19 protein-coding genes are annotated in these 19425 nt (G+C 71.0%); 7 read left to right on the top strand and 12 right to left on the bottom strand.

The features are described from left to right. Positions 1-47: 47 nt before the first annotated feature. From ACH41F_RS03815 to ACH41F_RS03785, 7 genes are all read right to left on the bottom strand, one after another. Entirely contained in the window at positions 48-1148 is a 1101-nt protein-coding gene (locus ACH41F_RS03815) for a calcium:proton antiporter (protein WP_391230280.1), read from the bottom strand. 60 nt (positions 1149-1208) lie between these two features. Next, positions 1209-1523: a hypothetical protein gene (locus ACH41F_RS03810; RefSeq protein WP_391230278.1), complete on the bottom strand. Its 315-nt coding sequence runs from the start codon at positions 1521-1523 to the stop codon at positions 1209-1211. A gap of 128 nt (positions 1524-1651) precedes the next feature. Then, entirely contained in the window at positions 1652-2653 is a 1002-nt protein-coding gene (locus ACH41F_RS03805; RefSeq protein ID WP_391230276.1) for a TerC/Alx family metal homeostasis membrane protein, read from the bottom strand. Between the two features lie 243 nt (positions 2654-2896). Then, the gene (locus ACH41F_RS03800; RefSeq protein WP_391230274.1) at positions 2897-4918 is read right to left on the bottom strand and encodes a TerD family protein; all 2022 of its coding nucleotides are present in this window, start codon (positions 4916-4918) and stop codon (positions 2897-2899) included. Between the two features lie 48 nt (positions 4919-4966). Further along, positions 4967-5545 (bottom strand): TerD family protein, encoded by a 579-nt coding sequence (locus tag ACH41F_RS03795; protein ID WP_391230272.1) that lies wholly within the window; start codon positions 5543-5545, stop codon positions 4967-4969. 151 nt (positions 5546-5696) lie between these two features. Further along, entirely contained in the window at positions 5697-7826 is a 2130-nt protein-coding gene (gene uvrB / locus ACH41F_RS03790; RefSeq protein WP_391230271.1) for an excinuclease ABC subunit UvrB, read from the bottom strand. 40 nt (positions 7827-7866) lie between these two features. Beyond that, on the bottom strand, positions 7867-8736 hold the full coding sequence (locus ACH41F_RS03785; RefSeq protein WP_391230269.1) for an MHYT domain-containing protein: 870 nt from the start codon (positions 8734-8736) through the stop codon (positions 7867-7869). A gap of 280 nt (positions 8737-9016) precedes the next feature. Between ACH41F_RS03785 and ACH41F_RS03780 the strand changes: the two genes are divergently transcribed. After that, complete coding sequence (locus tag ACH41F_RS03780; protein WP_398832666.1) at positions 9017-9889, top strand: glycerophosphodiester phosphodiesterase; 873 nt, start codon at positions 9017-9019, stop codon at positions 9887-9889. 81 nt (positions 9890-9970) lie between these two features. Further along, positions 9971-10525 (top strand): methylated-DNA--[protein]-cysteine S-methyltransferase, encoded by a 555-nt coding sequence (locus ACH41F_RS03775; RefSeq protein WP_398832663.1) that lies wholly within the window; start codon positions 9971-9973, stop codon positions 10523-10525. A 105-nt stretch (positions 10526-10630) separates the two neighbouring features. Here the strand turns inward: ACH41F_RS03775 and ACH41F_RS03770 are convergent, their stop codons facing one another. Further along, complete coding sequence (locus ACH41F_RS03770) at positions 10631-11059, bottom strand: VOC family protein (protein WP_398832660.1); 429 nt, start codon at positions 11057-11059, stop codon at positions 10631-10633. 99 nt (positions 11060-11158) lie between these two features. Between ACH41F_RS03770 and ACH41F_RS03765 the strand changes: the two genes are divergently transcribed. Both ACH41F_RS03765 and ACH41F_RS03760 read left to right on the top strand, forming a co-directional pair. Beyond that, positions 11159-12067, top strand: a complete 909-nt coding sequence (locus tag ACH41F_RS03765; protein WP_398832658.1) for a pseudouridine-5'-phosphate glycosidase — start codon at positions 11159-11161, stop codon at positions 12065-12067. A gap of 86 nt (positions 12068-12153) precedes the next feature. Beyond that, positions 12154-13179, top strand: coding sequence for a carbohydrate kinase family protein (locus ACH41F_RS03760; protein WP_398832655.1), 1026 nt, complete (start codon positions 12154-12156; stop codon positions 13177-13179). A gap of 160 nt (positions 13180-13339) precedes the next feature. Here ACH41F_RS03760 and ACH41F_RS03755 read toward each other — a convergent pair whose 3' ends face one another. After that, positions 13340-14134, bottom strand: a complete 795-nt coding sequence (locus ACH41F_RS03755; protein ID WP_391230586.1) for a methyltransferase — start codon at positions 14132-14134, stop codon at positions 13340-13342. Positions 14135-14511: 377 nt separating this feature from the next. Between ACH41F_RS03755 and ACH41F_RS03750 the strand changes: the two genes are divergently transcribed. Next, positions 14512-15639: a CorA family divalent cation transporter gene (locus tag ACH41F_RS03750; protein ID WP_391230258.1), complete on the top strand. Its 1128-nt coding sequence runs from the start codon at positions 14512-14514 to the stop codon at positions 15637-15639. Between the two features lie 219 nt (positions 15640-15858). On the opposite strand, the gene ACH41F_RS03745 is transcribed toward ACH41F_RS03750, so the two are convergent. From ACH41F_RS03745 to ACH41F_RS03735, 3 genes are all read right to left on the bottom strand, one after another. Further along, complete coding sequence (locus ACH41F_RS03745) at positions 15859-16287, bottom strand: CBS domain-containing protein (protein ID WP_391230256.1); 429 nt, start codon at positions 16285-16287, stop codon at positions 15859-15861. 114 nt (positions 16288-16401) lie between these two features. Further along, the gene (locus ACH41F_RS03740; RefSeq protein WP_398832652.1) at positions 16402-16815 is read right to left on the bottom strand and encodes a PPOX class F420-dependent oxidoreductase; all 414 of its coding nucleotides are present in this window, start codon (positions 16813-16815) and stop codon (positions 16402-16404) included. Between the two features lie 148 nt (positions 16816-16963). After that, on the bottom strand, positions 16964-17605 hold the full coding sequence (locus tag ACH41F_RS03735) for a uridine kinase (protein ID WP_391230253.1): 642 nt from the start codon (positions 17603-17605) through the stop codon (positions 16964-16966). A gap of 137 nt (positions 17606-17742) precedes the next feature. Here ACH41F_RS03735 and ACH41F_RS03730 point away from each other — a divergent pair, with 137 nt between their 5' ends. Both ACH41F_RS03730 and ACH41F_RS03725 read left to right on the top strand, forming a co-directional pair. Further along, positions 17743-18438: a DUF2293 domain-containing protein gene (locus ACH41F_RS03730; RefSeq protein WP_398832649.1), complete on the top strand. Its 696-nt coding sequence runs from the start codon at positions 17743-17745 to the stop codon at positions 18436-18438. Between the two features lie 354 nt (positions 18439-18792). Further along, positions 18793-19272 (top strand): anthrone oxygenase family protein, encoded by a 480-nt coding sequence (locus tag ACH41F_RS03725; RefSeq protein ID WP_391230249.1) that lies wholly within the window; start codon positions 18793-18795, stop codon positions 19270-19272. Positions 19273-19425: the final 153 nt, after the last annotated feature.

Genomic DNA, 19425 nt, shown 5'->3' with positions numbered 1-19425 from the left:
ATCGTCGGCCCAGGGATCGATGGTCAGCCCAGGGGGTGATCGTCGGCCTAAGGGTTGATCGCCAGCTCCAGATACGCCGCGAACAGCACCAGGTGCACGCCGCCCTGGAGTGGGGTGGCCCGGCCCGGGACCACGGTCAGGGAGCTGACCACCACGGTGAGGGCGAGCAGCACCATGTGGGTGGCGCCGAGGCCGAGGACGAGCGGCCCGTCCAGCCAGATGGACGCCAGGGCGACCGCGGGGATGGTGAGGCCGATGCTGGCCATCGCCGAGCCGAGGGCGAGGTTGAGGCTGGTCTGCACGCGGTCGCGGCGGGCGGAACGCAGCGCGGCGATGGTCTCCGGGAGCAGCACCAGCAGGGCGATGATCACACCGACGACGGCGTGCGGCAGGCCTGCGGCCTCGACCCCGGACTCGATGGTGGGCGACACGCCCTTGGCGAGGCCGACGACCCCGACCAGGGCCAGGCCCAGCAGCCCGAGGCTGGTCAGAGCGGTTCGGGCGCTCGGCGCGTCGGCGTGGTCGTCGGCGGTGATGACCTCGCCCTGGCGGGTGATCGGGAGGAAGTAGTCGCGGTGCCGCACGGTCTGCGTCGCCACGAACAGGCCGTACAGGACCAGCGAGGAGAGGGCGGCGAAGGTGAGCTGCACGCCGGAGAACTCCGGGCCGGGCTTGCTCGTGGTGAAGGTCGGCAGGACCAGGCTCAGGGTGGCCAGAGTGGCGACGGTGGCGAGGGCGGCGCCGGTGCCCTCGGGGTTGAAGACGGCGAGGCCGTGGCGCAGGGAGGCGACCAGGAGGCAGATGCCGACGATGCCGTTGCAGGTGATCATCACAGCCGCGAAGACGGTGTCCCGGGCGAGGGTCGATCCTTTGTCGCCGCCATCCGCCATCAGGGTGACGATGAGGGCGACCTCGATGATGGTGACGGCCACGGCAAGGACGAGGGAGCCGAAGGGTTCGCCGACCCGGTGGGCGACCACTTCGGCGTGATGCACGGCGGCCAGAACGGCGCCCGCCAGGACCAGCGTCACCAGGGCGACCATCGCGCCCGGCAGGTCGCGGCCCCAGGTGAAGGCCAGGAGCACGACCGCGAGCACCGGCACGAGCGCGGTCCACTGGGTGGTGAGCGCCCTGAGCCGATTGATCATACAGCGATGATCGCAGAGGCACGGGGGCCCCGCACCCGGGTGGGACGGGGCCCCGTGGACCTACCTGAGGTCGGCGCTGTCCACGACGTCACAGTTGGTGAACGTCGGCTGCTTGGTGCAGAGCGCGGCCATCTCCTGCGCGAACTTGCCCGTCTCCGGGTCGTTGCTGTTGCTCATGGCCTCCTCGTAGGAGTCGAACTCGATCACGGCGAGGTAGCGGTTGGGATGGTCGCGGTCCCGCAGGACGAGACGGTGGGTGGGGCCACCACTGCGACTGCCGAACCGCTGCTCCGCCTGCTCGCCCATCTCACGCATCTCGTCGGCGCGATCGGTCTCGTACTCGATGATCTGCACGAACTTCATGGGTGCGTCCATGGCGCCTCCACCCGGCTACGGCGTCCCCGGATTGGAGACGCTTCGGACATAACGGAAGCACCGGGAGCGGTGCGCGGCAATCGGCCGCGGGGTGCTCCCGGTGCTCGTTGTTCCTACGTCCGACGTGGTCAGGCGTCGATGCTGTCCTTCGGAGCGCCATCGCTGCGCTTCTGCGCCGCCTCGGCCGCCGCCTGCTTCTTGGAGGCTCGCAGACTGGTGATCGTGGTGACGATCAGGACCGAGCAGATCACGCCGAGGGAGACCGGGATGGAGATCTCGGGGACGTGGACACCGGACTCGTGCAGCGCGTGCAGCACCAGCTTGACGCCGATGAAGCCCAGGATGATCGACAGGCCGTAGCTGAGGTGGACCAGCTTCCTCAGCAGGCCGCCGATGAGGAAGTACAGCTGGCGCAGACCCATCAGGGCGAAGGCGTTGGCCGTGAACACGATGTACGGGTCCTGCGTGAGGCCGAAGATCGCGGGGATCGAGTCGAGGGCGAAGAGGACGTCGGTGGTGCCGATCGCGAGCATCACGACCAGCATCGGGGTCATGATCCGCTTGCCGTTCTCCTCGATCCACAGCTTGGTGCCGTGGTAGCGGTCGGCGACACCGAAGCGGCGCTCGGCCGCCTTGAGCAGCTTGTTCTCCTCGAACTCCTCGTCCTCCTCGTCGGCCCGGGCCTCCTGGATGAGCTTCCAGGCCGTCCAGATCAGGAACGCGCCGAAGAGGTAGAAGACCCACGCGAAGCTGGCGAGGATGGCGGCGCCCGCGGCGATGAAGATCGCCCGCAGGACCAGGGCTATCAGGACACCGATGAGGAGCACGCGCTGCTGGTACTGCGAGGGGACCGCGAACTTCGCCATGATCAGGACGAAGACGAAGAGGTTGTCGACGCTCAGCGACTTCTCGGTGATGAAGCCGGCGAAGAACTCACCGGCGGGCTGCCCGCCGGCGAAGAGGAGCAGGCCGAGGCCGAACAGACCGGCCAGGGCGATCCAGACGGCCGTCCAGATCCCGGCTTCCTTGATGGACACGTCGTGCGGCTTGCGGCCGATGAAGAAGTCGACCGCGATCAGGGCGGCGAGGCCCACGATCGTCAGGACCCACAGGGTCGCGGAAACATCCATAGCTGCGCCTCCGGCATTACGTAACGGCAAATAACCAGCGTCGTCGCGCTGCCGGAGGTCTCTTCCACCCAGGGTGGGCCGACGCCCCGGGATTCAGGCCTGAACCGCATGACCTGATCCGTATTGACGGGAACGCCGCATCGACAGGGAGTACTCCCCTCCGTGAAGACAACCGTACCCCAATTACCAAGGAACGGTAAAGCGGTTGGCAAAAGGAAGGTCAAAGTGCCTGGTCAGGCGCCTTTACGTGTACTTGGTGCGAGCCATTGCCACCTGCTGGAGCACCTGGTGGAGCACCTGGCTGCCCGAGGGCACCAGCGAGGGCTCGTACGTCCAGGCATGCCCGACCCACGGGTCGGCGAGATGGTCGTCCGGCACCGGTGTCAGTCGCAGCAGCGAACGCCACAGGGGGTCGAGCAACGGGCCGTACGCGGAGGCCTCCTCGCGGTCCGCGACCATCATCAGGTGGACGCCGACCGCCGGCCCCTCGTCCGCCAGGTAGCGCAGCTGGGTCACCGCGCGGTCGTCGAAGCCGTGCGGGAAGTCGTTGACGATCAGCAGTTGCTCGGAGGTGTCGAAGCCCGGTGGGAGGGCGTCGGGCGCGCCGCCGCGCACCGCCATCTGCACCAGGTCTACCCGCTGGGTGAGCCGGGCGAGGACGTCCGTCACACCGGCGGCGCCGATGGCCGGGGGGCCCGCGAGCACGCCGGGCTGCACCAGCGGCACCAGCGCCTGTCCGCCGGAGCCTGCCGGGTCGATGGCGTGCACGGTGAACTCGCCCGCCGGGTACACGGCCAGCAGCCGCGCCGCGATCGCCACGGCGGTGTCCATGGCCAGCCGCTTCACCTCGTGGGCGTCGGCGAACGAGCCGTCGAGCGTGCCGCTCCGCCCGCTGTCGATCCACAGTCCGCGCTCCAGCGGCAGCCTGACCAGCATCGGGATGGTGACGGCCGGGGCCTCGGGCAGATGGAGGTCGCCCAGGCGCAGGGCCATGGGGATCTCCATCGGCACCCGGTAGCCGTGCCAGACGGGGTTGTCCCAGCGCGCGTAGGCGGGCGGGAGCGCGGGCTCCACGACGTCGGCCTCGGCGGCGAGCTGGGCGAGGTCCCGGTCGAGGGCGGCCTGGGCCTGCTCGACCAGTTGGGCGTGCTTGGCGCGGGCCGCCTCACGCGCGGCGTCGCCCTGGCCGCCGATCCGGCTGCGCGGGTCGGACAGGACCTGGTCGAGCTCCTTCTCCATGCGCGAGTCGGCGAAGTCCACCGCGCTGCGGTACGCGGCCGTGCTGCGGGCCAGGTCCTCGAACATGCCCCACACCTGGTTGTAGAGCCGCTCGTCCATGGACCAGCCGGTCGCGTCCCCCGCGACGGGCTGCTGCGGCTGTCCGGGCTGGGCCGGGGGCGCGGTCGGCGGGGGCGGGGGCGGCGCGGTGGTCTGCCGGCGCGGGTGGCTGTAGTCGACGGGGCCGCCGGCGGCGGGTGTCGTGGGCGTCGACGGCTGGGTGGCCGCCGAGGGGTCGGTGGGACCCTGCGGGCCGCCCTGGGCGCCGTACGTCTGCTGGCCGGGTGACGGCGCGCCGTAGGACGGCATCGGCGGCTGCGGCGGTACGGGGCTCTGCGGGGACGTTCCGCTCTGGTCGGCGCCGAGCGCCGGGGCGGCCGTCTGCCGGGTGCGGTCGCCGTCGGTGCTGCGCTGCGGGGCCTGCACGGAACGGGCCAGGCCCTGGGCCACGGCCTCGTTGATGCCGCCGGCGAGGGTGTGTGCCTCCGCGAGGCCCTGGTCGGCGAGGAGGTCGGCGAGGCCGCCGGCGTACCCCTGGCCGACCGCGCGCACCTTCCAGGCACCCTGGCGGCGGTAGAGCTCCAGGGCGACGACGGCCGACTCGGCCTCCAGGCCGGTGATGGTGTAGCTGGCGACCTCCGTGCCGTCGAGACCGGTGACGGCGACGAAGGGGGCGGCCAGACCGCCGAAGCGGACGGGTCCCGCCACCCCGGTGGGCAGGGCGAGCAGCACGCTGATCCGGTGCACGGCCTCCGGCATGGCGTCGAGGTCCACCGCGAGGCGGTGGTCGGCGGCGGCCTGCCGGGACACCTCCAGGCCGGGCAGGGTGGGTGCGCCCGGGTGGGCCACCCACTCCACGCCGTGCACCTTGCCGTGCTCGTCGCTCAGCGTCGCCCCGGCCACGACCGGCTTGCCGGCCGAGACCCGGAGCTCCAGACGGGCCTGGGAGAGCGGGTGGTTCTGCCCCCGCACCAGCTCGGCCGTCATGCCTTCGTCCCCCTGTGTCGCTGTTCGGTGTCGGGTGCCGCTCGCGGCCTACAGGTGCGGCAGGATCGCCGGCATCAGGTCCTGGAAGGTGCGGCCGTTGGCGGGCGTGCCGAGGGCCGTCATCGTCCAGCCGGCGCCCGTGCGGTGCACCTTGGCCATGATCTGGGCCGTGTAGGCGCCGCCGCCCGCGAGCGTGTAGCGGGACAGTTCCTGGCCGTTGGTCTCGTCGACCAGGCGGCAGAACGCGTTCTGCACCTCCTGGAAGGTCTGGCCCGTGAAGGAGTTCACGGTGAAGACGATCTGGTCGATGTGGACCGGGACGCGCGCCAGGTCGACGAGGATCGCCTCGTCGTCGCCGCCCTGACCGACACCGCCGACGAGGTTGTCGCCGGTGTGGCGCACCGAGCCGTCGTCGCTCACCAGGTGGCGGAAGAAGACGACGTCGACCGGCTGCTTGTCCGCGAAGAGCACGGCGGAGGCGTCCAGGTCGATCTCCCGGGTGCGCGAGCCGAACAGGCCGCGACGGGGAGCCGCCTGCCAGCCGAGACCCATGCGCACCGAAGTCAGGCTGGCGCCATCGTTCTTCTGCAGACTGATGGCCTGACCCTTGGTCATGTTGACGGTCACGCGCTGATTCCCCTCTCGGACTGTCCCCTGTTGCCGCGCAGTGCGCGGTTGACCAGAACCCTACGCAGGGGCACTGACAGTGCCGCTACCCAGGTCCGCACTTTGTGTCGGTCTTGCAACACACCGCGTTCGAATCGGGGTCGAGCGCCGGTCAGGCCAGGCCGCCCTCCCGCATCTGGCGCAACTCCTTCTTCATCTCGGAGACCTCGTCGCGCAGTCGGGCCGCGATCTCGAACTGCAGGTCCGCCGCGGCGGCGCGCATGCGCTCGGTCATCTCCTCGATCTGCTCGGCGAGTTCCGCCGCGGGGCGGTCGGTGGGCGCCGTCTGCTTGGCCTTGCCCTTGGCGCTCTTGGCCGCCTTGCCGCCGAGGGCGGGCACGGGGGCCTTGGCGGCCTTGCCGTCCTTCTGCTTGCGGTAGCCGGAGCCGAGCAGCTGTTCGGTGTCGACGTCCTCGCGGGCGATCTGGGCCACGATGTCGTTGATCTTCTTGCGCAGCGGCTGGGGGTCGATGCCGTGGGCCTTGTTGTACGCGACCTGCTTCTCCCGGCGCCGGTTGGTCTCGTCGATCGCTTTCGCCATCGCCGGGGTGATCTTGTCGGCGTACATGTGGACCTGGCCGGAGACATTGCGCGCCGCGCGGCCGATGGTCTGGATCAGGGAGGTGCCGGAGCGCAGGAAGCCCTCCTTGTCGGCGTCGAGGATCGCCACCAGGGACACCTCGGGCAGGTCCAGGCCCTCGCGCAGCAGGTTGATGCCGACCAGGACGTCGTACTCGCCGGAGCGCAGCTCCCGCAGCAGCTCGACGCGGCGCAGGGTGTCGACGTCGCTGTGCAGGTAGCGGACCTGGATGCCGAGTTCCAGGAAGTAGTCCGTGAGGTCCTCGGCCATCTTCTTGGTGAGCGTGGTGACCAGGACGCGCTCGTCCTTCTCGGTGCGCTTGCGAATCTCGTGCACCAGGTCGTCGATCTGGCCCTCGGTGGGCTTGACGACGACCTCGGGGTCGATGAGGCCCGTCGGGCGGATGATCTGCTCGACGACACCGTCCCCGCGGGAGAGCTCGTAGTTGCCGGGCGTGGCTGACAGGTAGACCGTCTGACCGATGCGCTCCTGGAACTCCTCCCACTTCAGGGGACGGTTGTCGAGCGCGGAGGGCAGCCGGAAGCCGTGGTCGACGAGGGTGCGCTTGCGGGAGGCGTCCCCCTCGTACATGGCGCCGATCTGCGGGACCGTGACATGGGACTCGTCGATGACGAGCAGGAAGTCGTCCGGGAAGTAGTCCAGCAGGGTGTTCGGCGGGGAGCCGGGCTCGCGGCCGTCGAAGTGCATCGAGTAGTTCTCGACGCCCGAGCAGGAGCCGATCTGGCGGAGCATCTCCAGGTCGTACGTCGTTCGCATGCGCAGACGCTGGGCCTCCAGGAGCTTGCCCTGCTTCTCCAGTTCGGCCAGGCGCTCGCCGAGCTCCTTCTCGATGTCGTTGACCGCCCGCTCCATGCGCTCGGGGCCGGCGACGTAGTGGGAGGCCGGGAAGATGTACAGCTGACGGTCGTCGCTGATGATCTCGCCGGTGAGCGGGTGGAGGGTGGAGAGCGCCTCGATCTCGTCGCCGAACATCTCGATGCGGACGGCGAGCTCCTCGTAGACCGGGAAGATCTCGATGGTGTCGCCGCGGACGCGGAAGGTGCCGCGGGTGAAGGCCAGGTCGTTGCGCGTGTACTGGATGTCCACGAAGCGGCGCAGCAGCTGGTCGCGGTCGATCTCGTCGCCGACCCTCAGGGGGACCATGCGGTCCACGTACTCCTGGGGCGTGCCGAGGCCGTAGATGCAGGAGACCGAGGCGACCACGACGACGTCACGGCGGGTGAGCAGCGAGTTGGTCGCGGAGTGGCGCAGGCGCTCGACCTCCTCGTTGATCGAGGAGTCCTTCTCGATGTAGGTGTCCGACTGCGGGACGTAGGCCTCGGGCTGGTAGTAGTCGTAGTACGAGACGAAGTATTCGACCGCGTTGTTCGGCAGCAGCTCCCGGAACTCGTTCGCCAGCTGGGCGGCCAGGGTCTTGTTCGGCGCCATGACCAGGGTGGGGCGCTGGAGCTTCTCGATCATCCACGCGGTGGTGGCCGATTTGCCGGTGCCGGTCGCGCCGAGGAGGACGACGTCCTTCTCGCCGGCGCTGATGCGCCGGGCCAGGTCGGCGATGGCCGCCGGCTGGTCGCCGCTGGGCTGGTAGGAGCTGACGACCTCGAAAGGCGCCACCGTGCGTTCGATGTGAGAAACGGGCCGCATGGAGTCAACCGTACGACTCCCCACTGACAACGCGGTCCGATCAGCGGTTCTGCGGGGTCCGGGAGCCGCGGTGGCCCACGCCTCGACGGGTGCGGATCGAGGGGCCGCGGGGGGTGTGCGCGACGTCGGCGTGCGCCGGTATGCCTGGCTTGTGCTCGGCGGGACTCCAGTCGGGCTTGCCCATGACCATCAGCGGGTCGAACATCACGACGACCCCGGCGAGCAGCAGGAAGGCCAGGGGGCCGATCATCATGGGCGCCAGCAGTTCGGCGGGCGAGTCCCCAGAGGAGGGGTCACCGGTGGCGCCGTGCAGATGGACGCTGAGGGCGGCCATGCCGGTGTAGTGCATGCCGCTGACGGCGAGCCCCATGACGAGGCTAGCTCCGACGCTCCACAGGAAGCCCCTGACCTGGCCGGCCGCCCACAGGGCGGCGGTGGCGGCGACCATGGCTATGACGACGGAGGCCGCCACGGTGAAGGTGTTGTACTCCAGTTCTCCGTTGAACCGCATGCCGGCCATGCCCAGGTAGTGCATGGAGGCCACGCCCAGGCCGGTGATGGTGCCCCCGGTGAACAGCGCGGTACCGCTGGCACCCCGGTAGCCGACGATGAAGATCCCGATGCCGACCATGAGGATCGCGACGCCGAGACTCGCGAACGTCATCGGCTTGTCGTAGTGGATCGGGGCGTCCTTGACCGTGAAGCCCATCATGGCGACGAAGTGCATGGTCCATATACCGGAGGCGATCGCCGCGGAGCCGAGGGCGAGCCAGCCGGGCCGCCAGGAGTTCGAGACCAGCATGGAACGGGTGGTGCAGCGCAGGCCGAGGGCACCTCCCAGGCAGGCCATCAGGTAGGCCACCAGCGGTGTGACGAGCCCGTAGCTGAAACCGTCGACCGTGCCTTGCATGCGCGGCTGTCCTTCCCGCCCTTTTGCGTCCCGGAATGTGCTGAAATGCGCCCCTTCCCAGGACCGCCGGGGCGGTCAGGGTCGAGGCAGAGAGTATGACCCCCACCGGAATGGTCGAACGCTTTTCCGGCAAAGAAACACGCCCTTGCCGCAGTTGTGCGGCACCAGTGAGCGGAGTTGGGCAACTCCATTCAGTCTGTGGCCATTCTGCACCCCCCTGCTGTTGACCCTCTGCTGTCACAGTTGAGCTGTCCGTGATAGCTCGACGCAAGGAGTCAGCATGCACGCGCGCGCCGTTGCCGCCACGACCACCGCGCTCCTGGGGACCGCCGCCCTTGTGATCCCCACCTCCCACGTGCGGGCCGCCGAGATCGGGGAACAACCGACGGTCATCGCCCACCGGGGCGCCTCCGCCTACGCCCCCGAGAACACCCTGGCCGCCGTCGACAAGGCCGCCGAGCTGGGTGTCCGCTGGGTCGAGAACGATGTCCAGCGCACCAGGGACGGAAAGCTCGTCGTCGTCCACGACGACACCCTGCGGCGCACCACGGACGTCGAGGAGCGCTTTCCCGACCGGGCTCCCTGGAAGGTGAAGGACTTCACCGCCGCCGAGATCGCGCGGCTCGACGCGGGCAGCTGGTTCAGCCACGCGTACGCGGGCGCGCGCGTGCCGACCCTGGAGCAGTACGTGCGCCGGGTCGACCGCAACCACCAGAAGCTGCTGCTGGAGATCAAGAACCCCGAGCTCTACCCGGGCATCGAGCGGCAGACGCTCAAGGTCCTCGCCAACGAGAACTGGCTGGACCGGAGCCACCGGTCGAAGCTGATCGTGCAGAGCTTCAGCGCCGACAGCATCAGGACCGTCCACGAGCTGAAGCCCGGCGTCAAGACGGGCCTGCTCGGTACGCCGAAGGTGACGAACCTGAACGACTACGCCGCGTTCACCGACCAGATCAACCCCTCGTACAGCACGATCTCCACCGCGTACGTCTCCGCCGTACAGGCGTTCACGGGGCCGCACGGCAGGCCGCTGGAGGTCTTCACCTGGACCGTGAACGACGCGGAGGTCGCTCGGCGGGTCGCCAGGTACGGCGTCGACGGCATCATCACCAACAGGCCCGACGTGGTGCGGGACGCGGTGGAAGGGTTCTGAACGCTGCCCCGCCCCGGCGAAGAGGGCGGGGCAGATCCCGTTCCCCGGGTGTTGTCAGTGGCGGGTCGTACGGTGGGTCGCATGAACAGCCATGGGCAGGACGAGCAGCAGGTCGTGTGGACCGTCGTGGACACCGCCATCGGTCCGCTGCTGCTGGCCGCGACCCGCGACGGCCTGGTCACCGTCGTGTTCCACGCCACCGACGCGGTTTGCGAGCGCGCGCTTGGCCGTCTGGCGTCCCGGCTGGGCACCGCGCCCGTCGAGGCGCCCGACTCTCCGCTGCTGACCGAGGCGATACGCCAGATCGAGACCTACCTCGACGGCTCGCGGCGCGATTTCGAGCTGCCCCTGGACTGGTCACTGATCTCCGGCTTCAACCGTGAGGTGCTGCGCGAGCTGGCCTCCGGGGTGCCCTACGGCAGTGTGGTGGGCTACGGCGACCTGGCCGGGCGGGTCGGTCAGCCGGGCGCGGCCCAGGCGGTGGGTGCGGCCATGGGCGCCAATCCGCTGCCGGTGGTCGTGCCGTGTCACCGGGTCGTCGAGAGCGACGGTGGCATCGGCGGGTTCGGAGGCGGTCTGGAGACCAAGCGGAAGCTGCTCGCCCTGGAGGGGGTGCTGCCCGAGCCGCTCTTCTGAGGGGCGGAGCGGGTCGCCTGGCAGGGCCGGCAGGGCTGAGGGGAACGGCGGGGTGCCTTGGGCGGGGGCACGCGCGCGGTTTCTCCTCGGCGCGCCGTCGCCCCGCTAGTCGTAGTGCCGGACCTCGAACACGTTGCCGTCGGGGTCGCGGAAGTAGAAGCTGCGACGGGCCATGCCGCGGGCGCCGAAGGAGTCGTGGGAGAAGTCGGAGACGGGGACCGCCTGCTCCTCCAGGCGGAGGCGGAGTGCCTGGAAGGCGTCGCCGGGCAGGGCCAGGCAGACGTGGTTGACGGGATGGCCGGAGCTCTCGACGGCACCGGGGAGCATCGTCATCCGGTCCGCCATGGTGTGCGGCATGAGGTCGAAGATGGTCTCGTCGTTGAGCCGCACGGAGGGGAAGGACACCGCGCCCGCCGCGTAGTCGGTGAGTCGCACAGGTGCCAGGCCGACCGCCTTCTCGTAGAAGGCGGCAGACGCCACCGGGTCCCGTACCCAGAGGACGACATGGTCGAGACGTGTGCTGTTGTCCGTCATGGTCCCCAGGCTGATGTCGTCCCCGACAGCCCGCAAGGGTTTGGCCGGGTGCGTCGCCCGCCAGAGATCAGGTGAACCCGATCGACAGGAGGCAGGCGCGTGGTGCTGGTGTTGTCGGAGGAAGTGCGCGAAGCGGTCCACGCGCGTCGACCCGTGGTGGCCCTGGAGTCCACGATCATCGCCCACGGGTTGCCGCGACCGCGGAACCTACAGGTGGCGCTGGAGCTGGAGGACGTCGTACGGCGGGAGGGTGCCGTACCCGCGACCATCGCGGTGCTGGACGGGCGGCCCCATGTCGGCCTGGACAAGGACCAGTTGGAGCGGGTCGCGAACGAGGACGGCATCCGCAAGCTGGGCCATCGCGACCTGCCGCTCGCGGTGGCCGCGGGTGCGAGCGGGGCGACCACCGTGTCGGCGACGGCACAGCTGGCAGCCCTCGCGGGCGTGCGGGTGTTCGCGACGGGTGGGCTCGGCGGGGTGCACCGGGAGTGGACGGTGACACAGGACGAGTCGGCGGACCTGGGGCTGCTGGCCCGGACGCGGATCACGGTGGTCTGCGCGGGCGTGAAGTCGATCCTCGACGTGCCGGCGACCCTGCAACGGCTGGAGACGCTGGGAGTGGCGGTCGCCGGGTACGGCACGGACCGCTTCCCCGGCTTCTACCTGTCCGACTCGGGGCATCCGGTGGACTGGACGCTGGACTCCCCCGCGCGGGTGGCGGAGGTGATGCGGGCTCAGGACGCGCTCGACGGGCCCGAGTCGGCGCTCATCGTCGCCAACCCGGTCCCCGAGGACGAGCAACTGGATCCCGAGCTGCACGCGCGCGTGCTCGGGGACGCGTTGCGGGCGGCCGAGGACGCGGGCGTCTCCGGCCAGGGGGTCACTCCGTTCCTTCTCGACTACCTGGTCCGGCACACCGACGGCGCCTCCCTGAGCGCCAATCTCGCGGCGGTCCGGGGCAACGTACGCCTGGCGGGGCGGATCGCGGCGGCCTGGGCCGGGACATGAGCGGGACGGCGGGGGCGGGGGCGGGGGCGGGCGCGGGGGCGGGGGGTGCGACTGCGGGCGCGGGGTCCGCGGGCGGTACGCGTGGGATGGCGGCCGGGGAGGCCGGGGGCGGTGGAAGCGCGAGCAGAAGGCCCGGGGGCGGAACGGCGGCCGAGGAGCCCGGGGGTGACGGAACCGCGGCTGGAAAGCCCGGGGATGGAGCGGCGGCCGGTCGTGCGCTGCTGGTCGTCGGGGACGTCGTCACCGATGTGGTGGCCCGGCATCGGGGACCGCTCGCCGCGGGTACCGACACGGCTTCCACGATCCGGACGCTGCCGGGCGGGGCGGGGGCCAACGTGGCCTGCTGGGCAGCTCGTCAGGGCGGCGTCGAGGTGCGGATGCTGGGGCGGGTGGGCGCGGACGCGGCGGCGTGGCACGAGCGGGAGTTGGCCGCATGCGGGGTACGGCCGCGGCTCGTCGTCGACCCGGAGGCGCCTACCGGGACGGTGATCTGCCTCGTGGACACGGGAGCCGCGGCCGAGCGGTCGTTCCTCACCGACAGCGGCGCGGCCCTGAGGCTGGAGCCGGGCGACTGGTCCGACGAGCTGCTCGACGGGGTGGACCGGCTGCACCTGTCGGGCTATCTGCTGTTCTCCGAGTCCAGCCAAGCACTGGTGGAGGTCGCCCTGGCGTCGGCACGCGCGCGTGGGGTGCCGGTGAGCCTGGACCCGGCGTCGGCCGGATTCCTCGTGGAGCTGGGTGTGGACCGGTTCCTGGCGTTGGTGGACGGGGTCGAGGTCCTGCTGCCCAGCCGGGACGAGGCGTGTCTGCTGACGGGGTTGCCCGACGCGGTGGACGCGGCGGCCAAGCTGAGCCGCCACGTCCCGCTGGTCGTCGCCAAGCTAGGCGCCGAGGGTGCGCTGGTGGCCCGCTCGGGCACCGTGCTCGCCCGCGTCCCCGCCGTACCGGCGACACCGAGGGACACCACGGGCGCCGGTGACGCGTTCACGGGGGCGTTCCTCGCCGCGCTCCTCACGGGCGCCGCCCCCGAGGAGGCGGCACGGCTGGGGTGCCGGGCGGGGGCGTCGGCGGTGGAGCGGGTGGGCGGGAGACCCGCGGCGGTTCCCGGTTGACATCCGGGGTCGTCGGGAGGTGACGTCGGGTACCGCTGTCCACCGGGCCGCGGCTCCCGGTCACCCTGGCCGCGGCTCCTGCCACCGGACCACGCCCACGCGCCCCTGGACGGGCATGGACCGACATGGACGCACACGGTCGTCAACTCCCCCGTCCCTCCTACGCCTTGCGCCCCCACGCCGAGATCATCGGCGCCGTGGCGAGGTCCATGCCGCCCGCCGCCACGTTCGCCAGGTGCTGGTCGATGTCGGCGTCCGTGGCGAGGCCCGCGGTGACCAGTTGGTCGCGGATCTGGCGGATCGTGGCGGACTCCAGGGCCGCGCAGGCGGGCGAGGTGAGGGGGAAGTACGCGTCGGCCTCCACACGGTGCAGCCCGGCCTCGCGGAGCAGACGGGGGAGCCGGCGGCCGTAGGAGAGGTCGGCGCCGCGATCGGCGAGCAGCCGACGGAAGCCCTGGCGCAGGCGGTTCGCCAACTGCTCGGCGGGGCCGTGGTCGTCGGGGCAGGTCAGGGGCTGGAGGGCAGGGTCGGCGTCCTCCACCAGGAGCCGGCCGCCGGGACGCAGGGACGCGACCATGGACCGCAACGCCCGTTCCCGGTCCGGGACATGGACGAGGACGAGTCGGGCGTGGACGAGGTCGAAGCCCTCCCCCGGCGGCTCCTGCGCGCCCACGTCATGGACGCGGACCTCGACCGGCGGGCGGGCGGCCGGGCCCAGCAACGAGGTGTCGATGTCGGTAGCGACGACGCGTCCGGTCGGCCCCACCTTCTTGGCCAGCCAGGACACGACGGACGTGCCGCCCGCCCCGACTTCCCAGCAGCGCCAGCCGGGGCCGATGCCGAACGCCTCGAGGTGCCGGAACGTCGTGGGGTCGAAGAGGGCCGCGAAGGCGTTGAAGCGCTCTGCGGCCTCTGTCTGCTGGTTGTCGAGGAGATACCCATCGGTTCGCATCATGTCGTGATCATCCCAGTTGCCCGTCTTGTCCGTCATAGTTGACGCTCCGGTGCCAGGACGCCACGGTACGGCGGCGGCGCGGCAGGAGGCGGCAAGGTGTGACGGGGGGTGCCGCGGCAAGGAGAGCACCAGGGTACGGCGGCGTCACAACGACAGGCGGGCGGCGGCCCGGTGGACGTGCCGCAGCGACGGGAGCAAGGCACCGTGGGGGCGCCGATGACCGTCGTCCACAGGCGGGTACAAACCGTCGTCCACAGGCGGGAACAAAGCGGAAGGCCCTGTTCCCACAGGCTTGCACGCCTCTCACCCCGAACTGGCAGACTGGCCGGCCAGGGCGCAGAGATGCGGCGAGCGGGGAGCCACACAAGGAGAACCAGATGTCCATGGCAGGGAATCTGCGGAAGGTCACGAGCCTCGGCTCCGTCGGCGGCCTCCGCAAGGTCGCACGGCTGGCGCGGCGAGGCCGACGCGTCGACCTGAGCCACCCGGCCCGGTCCCCCCTGGGTTCCTCCGTGGTGAACTGCGTGACGTACCGGGACGGCACCCGGGTCCCGGGCGGCAGCGATCTGGTCGACGCCGTGGAGCGGGTCCGCAAGCACGGCGACGGTTTCGTGTGGCTCGGCCTCCACGAACCGACGGACCAGGAGTTCGCGGGCATCGCGGAACTCTTCGAACTGCACCCGCTGGCCGTGGAGGACGCCGTCGAGGCGCATCAGCGGCCGAAGCTGGAGCGGTACGACGACGTGCTGTTCGCGGTGTTCAAGACCGTCTGCTATGTCGAGCACGAGGAACTGACGGCGACCAGCGAGGTCGTGAACACCGGCGAGATCATGGTGTTCGTCGGCCAGGACTTCGTGATCACGGTCCGGCACGGCATGCACGGCTCACTGGGCCCGCTGCGCGAGGAGCTGGAGGCCGACCCGCAGCAGCTCACCAAGGGGCCGGCCGCGGTGCTGCACGCGGTCGCGGACCATGTGGTCGACGACTATCTGCACGTCACCGACCTGGTGCAGGCCGACATCGACCAGGTCGAGTCGGACGTCTTCTCCCAGAACGGCGCCCGCCTCGACCCGGGGCGCATCTACCAGCTCAAGCGTGAACTCCTGGAGCTGAAAAGGGCCGTGGTCCCGCTCACCCGGCCGATCGACGAGCTCTCCACCCGGCCGATACGCGCGGTCGCCCCGGAGATACAGGCCTACTTCCGCGACGTCTCCGATCATCTGCTGCGTGCCAGGGAGCAGATCGCCGCCTTCGACGAACTGCTCAACTCGATCCTCCAGGCGCACCTCGCCCAGGTCTCGGTGGCGCAGAACGAGGACATGCGGAAGATCACCGCCTGGGCCGCGATCGTGGCCGTGCCGACGATGGTGTGCGGGGTGTACGGCATGAACTTCGAGCACATGCCGGAGCTGCGCTGGACGTTCGGCTATCCCCTCGTCCTCGGCGTGATAGCCGTGGCCTGCCTGTTCCTGCACCGCGGCTTCCGGCGCAACGGCTGGCTGTGACGACGGGGCGAGGCGAGGACCGGGGCGGGCGGACACCCGCCCCCGGGTCCTCACCTCCGGAGGGGTCCTGACCTCCGGTGGTGTCCTGACCTCCGGTGGGGTCCGGACCTCCGGAGGGGTCGTGGCCTCTGGAGGGGTCGTGGCCTCCGGAGGGGTCCTCAGCTCCGGACGGGGGCTCGCCTTCCGACGGGGGCTCACCCCTGGAAGGTTCCCCGGGGATCAGTGCGTCGGGCTCTTCGCGTAGACGCTCTCCGCCCACGCGGCGATCTGGTCCTCCGTCAGGTGCTGGGCCAGGTCGGCCTCGCTGATCATGCCGACGAGGCGCTTGTTCTCGATGACGGGGAGTCGGCGGATCTGGTGGTCCTGCATCTCGCGGAGCACCTCGCCGACGTCGGCGCCCGCGTCGATCCAGCGCGGGGTGCCCCGGGCCATCTCACCGGCCGTGACCCTGGCGGGGTCGTGGCCCATGGCCACGCAGCCGACGACGATGTCGCGGTCGGTGAGGATGCCGCAGAGCCGTTCGTTCTCGTCGCTGATGGGCAGGGCCCCGACGTTGAGCTCGCGCATCAGCTGGGCGGCGCGGTCCAGGGTCTCGTGGGCGGGGATCCACTGGGCGCCGCGGTGCATGATGTCTCCGGCGGTGGTCATGAAGTACCTCCCGGTGCCGGACGGCCGGCGCGGCGCGGGGGCGCACCGCTGGTCCCGGCGCCCTTCATTCTCGCCGGGGCGAGGGGGACCCGCACCCCGAGGCAGGGGCGCCGATCAGGCCGAGAACCCGACGATCTTCCGCGGCACGACACGGATGATCACTCGAACCTCGTCCTCCTTCTCGGCGGGCGGGTCGATGCCGAGGTACTTCTGCGAGAGGTCGCGCGGGAGGCGCTTGGCCGGGTCCGGGAGGATCTCGGCGGTGCCGCGGATCTCGACCGAGGTGTAGGGGTTGGCCAGGTCGTAGACGGAGACGCTGATCCGGGGGTCGCGACGGAGGTTGCGCACCTTCTGGCGGTTGTCGAGGGAGGAGAAGAGGAGGGCGTCGCCCTCGCGTTTGACCCAGACCACCGAGTTCTGCGGGGCGCCGTCAGGTCCGAGGGTGGCGACGCTGGCGAAGTTCTTGCCGTCGATGAGGGTACGGACGGAGTCGTCGAAGGACACGTGATCACTCGTGGAGGTCGTCATGCGACTCACCCTACTTAGATGCATGCGCATATAAAAGCGGTTCGGTGGATCTCCTCCCCCAGGACTGCCGACACGGCCGCTCGTCGGCCGCTGCCTCCCCCTGTCCCCCACCTGCCCGGCTGCCCGGCTGCCCGGCTGCCCGAGCTGTTCAACCGTTCCACGCGGGATGCCGGGGGTCGTCGGCCCGTACCAGGACGTCGGCGGTGCTGGCGGGGTCGGTCTCGTCGGCGTAGCGCTCGAAGGCCTCGAGGGTCCACTGGTCGGCCTCGGGGGTACGGCGGTGCAGGGCGCCCGGGGAGAGGAGGACGTGAACCGACAGGTCGAAGGGAAACCAGTGCCGCAGCAGGAGGGGGCCGTGGAGCAACAGGAAGCCACCGGGCGGGAGTTGGACGTAAGGGCTGCGGGTGGCGCGGTCGGTCTCGGGGTCCCACAGGTCGGGCAGCACACGACCGTCACCGCCCGGTTCCAGGGGGCCGAAAACCTCCCGCCAGAGGGCGCCGGTGTCGAACCAGCCGTTGTAGTACGCCTCCACGTCCTCGCGGCCGTACTCCAGCCGGAGCGAGGCGGGACGCAGGAAGCCGTGGGTGCCGACGACGAGCGAGGGGCGGCCGCGTACGCGCAGTGCTTCCGAGACGCGTTCGGCGAGGTCCTCCGGGCGGGCCGCGGGGGCGCCGTCGAAGGCGATGCGGGGCCAGGGGCTGCCGTCGGCCGGTTTCAGGTCGAGCAGCCGGTCGGCCAGCGCGTCGCCGAGCCGCTCCCAGGTGATCGCTTCGAGTCGCACACGGCCCATGATGCGTCAGCCGACGGCCGGGATGCGTGCCGTCCTCGAACCCGGCGGCCGGCGGCACGGTGCGCAGGGCGGTCGGTACGCGGGTCGGGCGACGAGGTCGTGGTTCATGGCCCGCTCGGGGGAGGAATGAACCCGGTATGGCTCGCCTCCCAACCCCCGCGCACCGCACCGGGCCGCTCGTCGTCCAGCCCCTCAGGCGGAAGCAGTGCGCCGAGTGCCGTGGCGGACCTCTGCGGCTGCTGATCCTGGAGGAGGGAGCGCCACGGTGCCTGGACTGCGCCGACCTCGGGCACCTGGTGTTCCTGCCACGCGGTGACACGGCGCTGACGCGTAGGGCACGGGAGGAGAGTGCGCTGTCGGCGGTGGTCGTACGGTTCAACCGGCGCAAGGCGCGCTACGAGCGGCAGGGCATCCTCGTGGAGGAGGCGGCGTTGGCCCGGGCCGAGGTGCGGTGTCTCGCGGATGCCGAGGCGCGGCGGCGGCGCCGGATGCGGGACGCGCGGCGACGGGCGGCGGAGGACGTGCGTTTCACGGAGGCGTTCGCGGCGGAGATACGGCGGCTGTTCCCCGGATGCCCGGTCGAGCGGGCTCAGGGGATCGCGGCGCACGCGTCGGTGCGGGGCAGCGGGCGGGTGGGGCGCAGTGCGGCGGGGCGGGCGTTGTCCGAGGGTGCGGTGGTCTCGGCGGTGGTGGCGTCCGTACGGCATCTGGAGACGCCGTACGACCAGTTGCTGATGAACGGGGTGCCGCGACCCGAGGCACGGAGGCGGATCGCGGCCGCGGTGGAGGCGGTGCTGGGCGGTTGGCGGACGACGGGGGCGGAGGCCGGGTGACGGCCGTACGGCACGACCTGGCCGCACGACCGTGGCGGGACGCTGAGCCGTATGCCCGTAGCGGGATGCCGAGCCATATGACCGGGACGGGACGCCGAGGCTCGCGACCCTGACGGGCCCCGAGGCACACGATCGTGGCGAGGCCCCGAGCCGTCACTCGTCGCGCACCGGCGTCGGCGTCGGCCGGCCCGCGGTGTCGGGCGCGGCAACCCGCCGATGGTCGTTCACGTCTCCGCTGGACGTTCACGCATGCGCCCGCGGTCCTCGGCCATGGTGGCGGTCTCCGTGCGGGAATTCACTTGTGGTGACGGTGGGTGCCGGGCAGGATCTCGGCTCGATGCGGGAGTTGACGACATGATCGAGGGACCGTACTTCGTACTGACGGTGCTGGGTGTGCTGGGGACCTGCCTGGTGGCCGGGGTGTTCTGCGGCTTCTCGACCTTCGTGATGAAGGGGCTCGCCGAGCTGCCACCGGCGCAGGGTGTCGCCGCGATGAAGGCGATCAACGTGACCGCGTTGCGGCCCGCGTTCATGCTCCTGTTCGCCGGGTCGGCGGTGCTGTGCGCGGTGATCGCGGTGGTGACGTTCGTGCTGTGGCCGGACGAGGGGACGGTGGAGCTGCTGCTGGGCAGCACGCTGTATCTGGTCGGCTCGTTCGGGGTGACGATCGTGGCGAACGTACCGCGCAACGACACGCTGATGCGCCTGGACGCCGGGACGTCGGAGGCGGCCGCCTACTGGCCGACGTATGTGCGCGAATGGACGATGTGGAACCACGTCCGCACGATCGCCTCGGCCGCCGCGGCGCTGGCCTACGTCCTCGCCCTCACCTAGCCTCGGCCCACCGCCGCCGCGACCCACCGCCGGCCGCAGCCCAAAACCCCCGGGGACACAAACGCCCCGCCGGGACACCGCTGTCTCCGCCCTGCGCCGGGCGTCGGCGGGACGTATCGTGGCCGGAAGGGTGCCGCCGATGACGCACGGCCC

This window comes from Streptomyces sp. NPDC020489 (assembly GCF_044386545.1).
Lineage (GTDB): Bacteria > Actinomycetota > Actinomycetes > Streptomycetales > Streptomycetaceae > Streptomyces.
Note: the sequence above shows the minus strand (reverse complement) of the source record. Positions and strands in the feature narration are given on the sequence as shown.

Coding starts and splice junctions, on each gene's coding strand:
- ACH41F_RS03740 (WP_398832652.1), bottom strand. CDS start 16,815: ATGACGACCTCCACGAGTGATCACGTGTCCTTCGACGACTCCGTCCGT.
- ACH41F_RS03730 (WP_398832649.1), top strand. CDS start 17,743: ATGGCTCGCCTCCCAACCCCCGCGCACCGCACCGGGCCGCTCGTCGTC.
- ACH41F_RS03800 (WP_391230274.1), bottom strand. CDS start 4,918: ATGACGGCCGAGCTGGTGCGGGGGCAGAACCACCCGCTCTCCCAGGCC.
- ACH41F_RS03815 (WP_391230280.1), bottom strand. CDS start 1,148: ATGATCAATCGGCTCAGGGCGCTCACCACCCAGTGGACCGCGCTCGTG.
- uvrB (WP_391230271.1), bottom strand. CDS start 7,826: ATGCGGCCCGTTTCTCACATCGAACGCACGGTGGCGCCTTTCGAGGTC.
- ACH41F_RS03760 (WP_398832655.1), top strand. CDS start 12,154: ATGGCGGCCGGGGAGGCCGGGGGCGGTGGAAGCGCGAGCAGAAGGCCC.
- ACH41F_RS03755 (WP_391230586.1), bottom strand. CDS start 14,134: ATGATGCGAACCGATGGGTATCTCCTCGACAACCAGCAGACAGAGGCC.
- ACH41F_RS03780 (WP_398832666.1), top strand. CDS start 9,017: ATGCACGCGCGCGCCGTTGCCGCCACGACCACCGCGCTCCTGGGGACC.
- ACH41F_RS03745 (WP_391230256.1), bottom strand. CDS start 16,287: ATGACCACCGCCGGAGACATCATGCACCGCGGCGCCCAGTGGATCCCC.
- ACH41F_RS03725 (WP_391230249.1), top strand. CDS start 18,793: ATGATCGAGGGACCGTACTTCGTACTGACGGTGCTGGGTGTGCTGGGG.
- ACH41F_RS03810 (WP_391230278.1), bottom strand. CDS start 1,523: ATGGACGCACCCATGAAGTTCGTGCAGATCATCGAGTACGAGACCGAT.
- ACH41F_RS03770 (WP_398832660.1), bottom strand. CDS start 11,059: ATGACGGACAACAGCACACGTCTCGACCATGTCGTCCTCTGGGTACGG.
- ACH41F_RS03775 (WP_398832663.1), top strand. CDS start 9,971: ATGAACAGCCATGGGCAGGACGAGCAGCAGGTCGTGTGGACCGTCGTG.
- ACH41F_RS03750 (WP_391230258.1), top strand. CDS start 14,512: ATGTCCATGGCAGGGAATCTGCGGAAGGTCACGAGCCTCGGCTCCGTC.
- ACH41F_RS03735 (WP_391230253.1), bottom strand. CDS start 17,605: ATGGGCCGTGTGCGACTCGAAGCGATCACCTGGGAGCGGCTCGGCGAC.
- ACH41F_RS03805 (WP_391230276.1), bottom strand. CDS start 2,653: ATGGATGTTTCCGCGACCCTGTGGGTCCTGACGATCGTGGGCCTCGCC.
- ACH41F_RS03785 (WP_391230269.1), bottom strand. CDS start 8,736: ATGCAAGGCACGGTCGACGGTTTCAGCTACGGGCTCGTCACACCGCTG.